The sequence below is a fragment of the Terriglobales bacterium genome (assembly GCA_035457425.1).
GTDB lineage: Bacteria > Acidobacteriota > Terriglobia > Terriglobales > Acidobacteriaceae > JACPNR01.
On the sequence record DATIBR010000096.1, the window covers coordinates 1 to 8,564 of the forward strand.

The 8,564-nt window shown below is 66.2% G+C and carries 8 protein-coding genes; 7 read left to right on the forward strand and 1 reads right to left on the reverse strand.

Annotation, left to right across the window (positions count from 1 at the left end):
• The 4 genes from VLA96_07150 to nusB form a co-directional block, all read left to right on the forward strand.
• A partial coding sequence (locus VLA96_07150; protein ID HSE48968.1) for a 3-hydroxyacyl-CoA dehydrogenase family protein occupies positions 1 to 600 on the forward strand: 600 nt, incomplete at its 5' end.
• Positions 597 to 1,379: an enoyl-CoA hydratase-related protein gene (locus tag VLA96_07155; GenBank protein HSE48969.1), complete on the forward strand. Its 783-nt coding sequence runs from the start codon at positions 597 to 599 to the stop codon at positions 1,377 to 1,379. The genes VLA96_07150 and VLA96_07155, both read left to right, overlap by 4 nt.
• A gap of 93 nt (positions 1,380 to 1,472) precedes the next feature.
• A complete protein-coding gene (ribH, locus tag VLA96_07160) occupies positions 1,473 to 2,120 on the forward strand; it encodes a 6,7-dimethyl-8-ribityllumazine synthase (GenBank protein ID HSE48970.1) in 648 nt (215 codons plus the stop codon).
• A gap of 45 nt (positions 2,121 to 2,165) precedes the next feature.
• Positions 2,166 to 2,582: a transcription antitermination factor NusB gene (gene nusB, locus VLA96_07165; protein HSE48971.1), complete on the forward strand. Its 417-nt coding sequence runs from the start codon at positions 2,166 to 2,168 to the stop codon at positions 2,580 to 2,582.
• Positions 2,583 to 2,638: 56 nt separating this feature from the next.
• Here nusB and VLA96_07170 read toward each other — a convergent pair whose 3' ends face one another.
• A complete protein-coding gene (locus VLA96_07170; GenBank protein ID HSE48972.1) occupies positions 2,639 to 4,762 on the reverse strand; it encodes a hypothetical protein in 2,124 nt (707 codons plus the stop codon).
• Positions 4,763 to 5,337: 575 nt separating this feature from the next.
• Here VLA96_07170 and rpsL point away from each other — a divergent pair.
• The 3 genes from rpsL to fusA all read left to right on the forward strand — a co-directional run bounded on the left by rpsL (position 5,338) and on the right by fusA (position 8,391).
• The gene (gene rpsL, locus VLA96_07175; GenBank protein ID HSE48973.1) at positions 5,338 to 5,709 is read left to right on the forward strand and encodes a 30S ribosomal protein S12; all 372 of its coding nucleotides are present in this window, start codon (positions 5,338 to 5,340) and stop codon (positions 5,707 to 5,709) included.
• A gap of 17 nt (positions 5,710 to 5,726) precedes the next feature.
• Positions 5,727 to 6,197 carry a 30S ribosomal protein S7 gene (rpsG, locus tag VLA96_07180; GenBank protein ID HSE48974.1) on the forward strand — a complete coding sequence of 157 codons (471 nt, stop codon included), beginning with the start codon at positions 5,727 to 5,729 and terminating at the stop codon, positions 6,195 to 6,197.
• A 73-nt stretch (positions 6,198 to 6,270) separates the two neighbouring features.
• A complete protein-coding gene (fusA, locus tag VLA96_07185; GenBank protein ID HSE48975.1) occupies positions 6,271 to 8,391 on the forward strand; it encodes an elongation factor G in 2,121 nt (706 codons plus the stop codon).
• The last annotated feature ends 173 nt before the right edge of the window (positions 8,392 to 8,564 follow it).

Below are 8,564 nucleotides of genomic sequence, written 5' to 3' on the forward strand. Positions count from 1 at the left end.
TACGCCGCGGTCGGCGCGGTCGCGAAGGAGGGGGTGATTCTCGCCAGCAACACCTCGTCGCTGACCGTCACCCAGCTCGCCATGTCCAGCCGGCGGCCGGACCGCTTCGTCGGCCTCCACTTCTTCAACCCGGTGCCGGTGATGAAGCTGGTCGAGGTCGTCCGCACGCTGCTGACCGACGAGGCGGCGCTCGCCGAAGTCACCGCGTTCTGCAAGGCGATCGGCAAGGAGCCGGTGCAGGCCCGCGACAATTCGGGCTTCATCGTCAACCGGTTGCTGGTGCCCTACCTGCTCGACGCCATCCGGGCGCACGAGGAGGGGGTCGGCTCGGTCGAGGACATCGACAAGGGGATGCAGCTCGGTTGCGGCTACCCGATGGGGCCTTTCACCCTGCTCGACTTCGTCGGCCTCGACACCACCTACTACATCACGCACGTCATGTTCGACGAGTTCAAGGAGCGCCGCTTCGCTTCGCCCTCGCTCCTGCGCCGCCTCGTCCTCGCCGGCTGGTACGGCAAGAAATCCGGCAAGGGCTTCTACGACTGGTCGAACCCGGAGAAGCCGGTTCCGCAGGACGCCGCGCTGAAAGGCATGCAATGAACTTCCAGACGCTGAAATTCGAAAAGAAGAATTCGATCGCCTACGTCACCGTCAACCGGCCCGACAAGCTGAACGCGCTCAACATGCAGGTGATGACCGACCTGCGCGACGCCTTCACCGACATCCGCGACGACGCCGAAGTCCGCGTCGCCATCCTCACCGGCGCGGGCGAGAAGGCGTTCGTCGCCGGCGCCGACATCGGCGAGCTCAACAAGCAGGATCCCGTCTCCGCCAAGGCCTACACCCACAAGGGGCAGGCCGTGCTCGACCTCATCGAGAACCTCGGCAAGCCCGTCATCGCCTGCATCAACGGCTTCGCGCTCGGCGGCGGCTGCGAGCTCTCGATGGCCTGCACCTTCCGCCTCGCCTCGGAGAACGCCAAGCTCGGCCAGCCCGAGGTGAAGCTCGGCATCATGGCGGGCTACGGCGGCACGCAGCGCCTGCCGCGGCTGGTCGGCCGCGGGCTTGCGATGCAGCTCCTGCTCTCCGGCGAGATGATCGGCGCGCAGGAAGCGCACCGCATCGGGCTGGTGAACGAAGTCACCGCGCCCGCCGAGCTGCTGCCGCGCGCCGAAGCCATCGCGCAGAAGATCATCGCCAACGCTCCGCTCGCCGTGCAGTACACCATGGAAGCGGTGAACAAGGGGCTCGACATGCCGCTCGCCGAAGGCCTGTTCCTCGAAGCCACGCTGTTCGCCGTCGCCTGCGCGACGGAGGACAAGAAGGAAGGGACGAGCGCGTTCCTGGAAAAGCGCGCGGCGGCGTTCAAGGGAAAGTAGAAAGTCCACCACAGAGACACAGAGTCACAGAGAAAAGCGAATGGGATTGAATCCTCTGTGTCTCTGTGCCTCTGTGGTAGGTTTGGTTTTTCAATGACCAAGAAGTACAAGCCGGAAGCGCCGCCGAAGGCCAAGCACCCGGGCGCGAGCGGCCATCTCGACGCCCGCGGCCTGCGCTTCGGCGTGGTGGTCGCGCGCTTCAACGAGTTCATCACCGAGCGCCTTCTGACTTCCGCGCTGGATGCGCTGCGCCGCGCTGGCGCCGACGACCACCACATCGAGCTCGTGCGCGTCCCCGGCTCCTTCGAGATCCCCATCGCCGCCCGCCAGCTCGCCGAGACGCACCGCTTCGACGCCATCCTGTGCCTCGGCTGCATCCTGCGCGGCGACACCACGCACTACGAGCACATCTCGACCGAGGTCACGCGCGGCATCGGGCAGTCCGCGCAGGAGACCGGCATCCCGCACGCCTACGGCGTCCTCACCTGCGACACGCTCGAGCAGGCCATCGACCGCGCTGGCCTGAAGAGCGGCAACAAGGGCGCCGAAGCCGCGCTCACCGCCATCGAGATGGCGTCGCTGCGCAAGGCAATCCGCAAGTCGGGCGCCGGCCACGACAAGCGCCACGACTTCGACCCGGCCACGCAGCGCGAGCGCCGCGCCCGGCCGCGGCTCAACGACCTCCACCGCACCGTGGAGCGCGTGCTCGACCAGCACGGCCATCCGCGCAAGCGCGGCTGAGCCAACTCTGTTGCCGCGACCATCTTCTTTATACTGACCGCAGACATGGGCACGCGCCGCAAATCCCGCGAGTTCGCTCTCCAGATGCTCTTCCAGCTCGACATGGGCAAGCAGACCGGCGAGCACGTCCGCAAGACCTTCTGGGGCGAGCGCAAGGACGTGGAGCAGGAAGTGAAGGGCTTTGCCGACGACCTGTTCCGCATCGCGCAGGAGCGCGCGCCCGAGATCGACGAGCGCATCGAGCGCCACGCCGCGCACTGGCGCGTGGACCGCATGGCGGCGGTCGACCGCAACGTGCTCCGCGCCGCCGTCGCCGAGCTGCTCGGCTACCCGCACACCCCGCGCCCCGTCGTCATCAACGAGTACCTGGAAGTCGCGCGCAAGTTCTCGTCGCCCGAGGCGGTGCACTTCATCAACGGCGTGCTCGACGCCGTCGCCAAGGACCTGCCCGCCGCGAGCTGAGTGAGCGCGCGGCAAGAAGCCCTCGCCGCGGCGAGGGCTTCCTGCTGCGGTTGGGGTTACGGCCGGACGACGACCAGGTCCGGATGGCACACCGTCCCGGCGCAGGCCGTGGTGCCGTTGAAGTTGATCGGGATCAGGGCGCCTTGCAGGTCGGTCGCGGTGTCGATCACGTGCACCGCGCCGTCCGTGCCCCCCACGTACACCTTGGTGCCATCGGTGAGCGCGCCGCCGGTGAAGGTAGCGGCGCCGCCCGTCGCGATGGAGAAGGTGCTGTTGCCGCCGACGTTGTACGCGTAGAGCGCCGTCTGGTCGCTGGTCAGGTACGCCTTGGTGCCGTCGGGCAGCGCGATGAGCTGCCGCGGAACCAGCGTGACGCCCCAACTCGCCGAGCTGGCGCTCGAGGTGATCCCGGGCGGGCAGATCCCGGCCGGGGGCGCCGCGATCGTTGGCGTATCCACGGTCATCTGCGTCGGTCCGGCGTCCAGCATCCTGACGCTTGCGGCCGTGCCGGTATTGAGCGAGATGCCTCGCAGCAACTGCTGGCCGGCTTCGGAGGTCACGCCGCCCTCCGGCGCATACGTCGAGTCGTTGCGGCAGGTCGCGCGCGCGTCGAGCGCGCCTGCGGTGGTCGCGATGTAAGCGAACTGCGAGCCCGGCAACCTGGCCACGTCGCTGCCCGTCGCGCCCATCGCGATGGTGCGCAGCGAGATGGCCGCGGTCGAGTACTGGTAGAGCGTCCCGCCCACCACGATGTAGGCCTTCAGGCTGTCGCTGGTCCAGGCGGCGGCGGTCGCCGCGCCCGTCAGCGTGTCGAAGGTGTTGGCCATCAGGTCGTAGACGTACGTCTTGTTGTTGACGCCGTCGCTCACGATGACCCTGGCGTCGTTGGGCGAGACGCTGATGACGCGCCCGGGAACGTTCGTGATCGTCCCGACCACGGAGTTGGTCCCGGTGTCGATGCCGACCAGCCCCTTGCTCGTGCCGATGAACAGCCGCGTGCCGGCGAGGCTCGCCAACATCGAGTTCGGGATCGGCTTGCTGGTCACGCCGCCGATGGTTATATCCGGCATGACGATCGGCGTGCCCACCGTGTTTCCGCTCACCGTGATCGGCAGCACCACCGGCGTTTGTGTCGTGAACTCCGAACTGGTCACGTACACCACGTTCGTCGGCGCCGTGCCCGTCACGGTCGCCACCACCGGGTTGCTGTAGATGGGGATGTTGACTCCGGGATTGCAGGTCGGCGGAGAACAGGACGCGGTGATGGTGGACTGCCCCGCGGTCACACCGCTCACGAGGCCCGAGGTCGATACGGTCGCCGTTCGGGTCACGCTGCTGGTGTATGTGAGGGCCAGGCCGGTGATGGTGGTGCCGTTCTGGTCCTTCACGTCGGCGGCGAGCTGCTTGGTCGCGGTGTTCGCGATCGTGAACGCCGTGTCGGTGGAACCCTGCACGTGCAGCGAGATGGTCGCCGGGCCGCACGTCGTGAAGTTCGCCGCCACGCTCGTCGTGCCCGAGTTGCTGGCGACCAGCGTGGTCATGCCCGGGTTCTTCGCCTTGGCGGTGATCTGGTTGCCGGGCTGCCCGGCGGGCTGGTCCGCGCTCGCGATGGTGGCCACGTTCACGTCCAGGACGACGAAATTGAACGTGCCGACGCTCGCGGTGATGTCGGCCCCGCCGCTGAACGCCGTCGCGGTGTACTGCTGCGATTGTCCCTGCGACTTGCAAGCGGGATAGGCGATGTTGGGTGTGAGCGTGATGTTATCGATGTGCAGGTGCACGAACAGCGTGGTCGCCGCGCTGGTCACTCCGTCGATGGTCGCCGTGATGTTGGTCGTCAACGGGACGTCCGCTGCCGGCACCGGGGTGCACACCACCGGCGTCGTCAACGAGTCCCACGTCCCGGCGCATACCAAGCCGTTGTTGGAGATCTGCACCTTCGGGTTGCTGGAAGCCCACGTCGCCGTCCCGAAGACGACCGTGCCCGCGGCATCCTTTGCCGTGGAGCCGAACTGGATGGTGTTGCCGTTGTCCACCGACGCGGTCGGCGTGGGCGAGATGGTCACCGTGGTGACCGGTCCGGGGCCCTTCTTCTTGCCGCCGCCGCCGCAGCCGGCCAGCACCAGCGCCGCCAGCAGAGAACCCAGGATGAGAAGATAAGAGCGGGAAAACCGGTACATGCTTCCTCCCCGCCGCGGGCTCCACGGCCCTCGGCGGCACAATTCGACCACCACAGTCGCTGGGGTGGGGAGGTTCGAGTGTAGATGCTGCCCGCGGTTTCGGCAATACCACTCGCTCGCCGAACACGCCCGCCGCCCGCGCGCGCGCCCGGCGAACCAAAAGAAAAACCCCTTTCCGGCAGGTCGCGCGGTTGACGACTTTCCGCGCCGGTTGCTATAGTAGTGAGGTTCCGCGAGTCACGTTTGGCGTGCCTGTTGCTGTACCGGTAGTCAAGCCCCAGGGTCGACAAGGTTAGAGCCGTAAGCGCGATCCGTTACGAGGGCTCCCTCGCTGAAACAGGCCTGCGCTACCCGCCCCGGCGGGGTATGCAGGCGAAGGCTGACGATACGGAGCTCCACATCCCGTGGGCCACCGTCGGAGGCCAACTCACATAGGTCCGAAGAGATTCCGGCGCACCGCGTGTGCGCGGGAAGCATGGTGTGGCGCGCTGGCATTGCGCGGCCTATCCAGTCCGTAAGCGGGGATCAAGCCGCTGCCGCGCGTGTGTGTGCGCATAGGAATAAGGAGAACAGCTTTGCCGACGTTCAATCAGCTGGTGAAACAGGGTCGCTCCTCGCCGAAGTACAAGACGGCCAGCCCCGCGCTCCAGGGCTCCCCGCAGAAGCGCGGCGTCTGCACGCGCGTCTACACCCAGACGCCCAAGAAGCCGAACTCGGCGCTCCGCAAGGTCGCCCGCGTCCGCCTGACCAACGGGATCGAGGTCACCACCTACATCCCCGGCGTCGGACACAACCTGCAGGAGCACTCCATCGTGCTCATCCGCGGCGGCCGCGTGAAGGATCTCCCCGGCGTCCGCTACCACGTCGTGCGCGGCACGCTCGACACCGTCGGCGTCGCCGGCCGCAAGCAGAGCCGCTCGAAATACGGCGCCAAGCGCCCCAAGTAACGATCTAGAGGAACAACATGCCGAGAAAAGGACATATCGCGAAGCGGGAAGTGGCGGCCGATCCGGTCTACAACTCCACCCTCGTCACCAAGTTCGTCAACTCGATGATGTGGGACGGCAAGAAGTCGACCGCGCAGAACATCTTCTACACCGCCATGAAGCAGCTCGAGCAGAAGGGCGGCTCCGACGCGCTCTCGCTCTTCAAGAAAGCCGTGGAGAACGCCAAGCCGGTGCTCGAAGTGAAGTCGCGCCGCGTGGGTGGCGCGAACTACCAGGTGCCAGTCGAAGTGAATCCCGACCGCCGCACCTCGCTCGCCATCCGCTGGCTGCTGAGCTATTCGCGCGGCCGCGCCGAGAAGGGCATGACCGACAAGCTCGCCAACGAGTTGCTCGACGCCGCCAACGGGCGCGGCGCCGCGATCAAGAAGAAGGAAGACGTTCACCGCATGGCGGAAGCCAACAAGGCCTTCGCGCACTATCGCTGGTAAGGGTGGAAGAGCGGCCCTTCAGGGCCGCGTAAAGGAAATGGGATTTCGGGGCTTGAGCCCCGGCAGAAACAAAATGGCTGAAGTTCTCGAAAAATCGGCACAGGGGAAGAAAGTGACGCGCACCGTCCCGCTCGAGCGTTGTCGCAACATCGGCATCATGGCGCACATCGATGCCGGCAAGACGACCACGACCGAACGCATCCTCTTCTATACCGGTCGCACGCACCGCATCGGCGAGGTCCATGAAGGCACTGCCACCATGGATTGGATGGAGCAGGAGCAGGAGCGCGGCATCACCATCACCTCCGCTGCCACCACCTGCCAGTGGAAGGACTACCGCATCAACATCATCGACACCCCGGGCCACGTCGACTTCACCGCCGAAGTCGAGCGCTCGCTGCGCGTGCTCGACGGCGCGGTCGCCCTCTTCGACGCCGTCCACGGCGTCCAGCCGCAGTCCGAGAAGGTCTGGCGCCAGGCCGATAAGTACGGCGTCCCGCGCATCTGCTTCATCAACAAGATCGACAAGATGGGCGCCGACTTCGAGCACGCCGTCGACACCCTCCGCAAGCGCCTCAACGCCAAGCCCGTCGCCATCCAGATCCCCATCGGTTCCGAAGCCAAGTTCCTGGGCGTCGTCGACCTGCTGCAGATGAAAGCCATCATCTGGAAAGACGAGACGCTCGGCGCCGAGTACGTGGTCGAAGAGATCCCCGCCGACCTCAAGAAGAAGGCGGAAGCCGCGCACGCGCTCCTCATCGAGACCGTCGCCGAGACCGACGACGCGCTGCTGCACAAGTTCCTCGAGGGCGAGGAGATCTCGGCCGAAGAGGTCAAGCGGGCCCTGCGCGCCGCCACCATCAGCCTGAAGGTTTTTCCGGTGCTCGTCGGCACCTCGTTCAAGAACAAGGGCGTGCAGCCGCTGCTCGACGCCGTCGTCGACTACCTGCCGTCGCCCATCGACAACCCCACCATCACCGGCCTGAACCCCGATAACGGCGAGACCATCACCCGCAAGACCGCCGACAACGAGGCCTTCGCCGGCCTCGCCTTCAAGATCATGGCTGACCCGTTCGTCGGGCAGCTCACCTTCCTTCGCATCTACTCCGGCGTGCTGAAGTCGGGCGACTCCGTGCTGAACCCGCGCACCGGCAAGACCGAGCGCATCGGCCGCCTGCTCAAGATGCACGCCAACAAGCGCGAAGAGATCACCGAGATCGGCGCCGGCGACATCTGCGCCGCCGTCGGCCTCCGCAACATCTCGACCGGCGACACCATCTGCGACGACAAGCACCCCATCGCGCTCGAGTCCATCACCTTCGCCACCCCGGTCATCGCGGTCGCAGTCGAGCCCAAGACCAAGGCGGACCAGGAGAAGATGGGCGTCGCGCTCGGCAAGCTCGCGCAGGAAGACCCCACCTTCAAGGTCCACACCGATCCCGATTCCGGCCAGACCATCATCAGCGGCATGGGCGAGCTCCATCTGGAGATCATCGTCGACCGCATGATGCGCGAGTACAAGGTCGAGGCCAACGTCGGCAAGCCGCAGGTGGCGTACCGCGAGACCATCCGCAAGCACGCCGAAGCCGAAGGCAAGTACATCCGGCAGACCGGCGGACGCGGCCAGTACGGCCACGCCAAGATCTACCTCGATCCCAACCCCGGCCTCGGGTACGAGTTCGTCGACGAGATCACCGGCGGCTCCATCCCGAAAGAGTTCATCAAGCCCGTCAACCAGGGCATCGCGGAAGCGCTCGAGGGCGGCATCCTCGCCGGCTATCCCATGGTCGACGTCAAGGCCACGCTCTACGACGGCAGCTACCACGACGTCGACTCCAACGAAATGGCGTTCAAGATCGCCGGCTCGATGGCGTTCAAGGAAGCCGCGCGCAGGGCCAGCCCCGTGCTGCTCGAGCCGGTGATGGCGGTGGAAGTGGTCACGCCGGAGGATTTCGCCGGCACCATCATGGGCGACCTCAGCTCGCGCCGCGGCCGCATCGAGGGCATGGAACACCGCGCCGGCTCGCAGGTCATCAAGGCCATCGTGCCGCTCAGCGAGATGTTCGGCTACGCGACCCACATGCGCTCTTCCACCCAGGGCCGCGCCGAGTACTCCATGCACTTCGCGCGCTACGAGGAAGTGCCGCGCCACGTCGCCGACGAGATCATCGGCAAGGCGCAGGGCGGCAAGTAACGGTTTTGTAGGAAATCTCGAGAGAGAGACGAATATGGCGAAAGAGAAATTTGATCGCAGCAAGCCGCACGTGAACGTGGGGACGATCGGGCACATCGACCACGGCAAGACGACGCTCACGGCGGCGATCACGAAGGTGCTGTCGAAGCACAACCCGAAGATCCAGTTCCGCT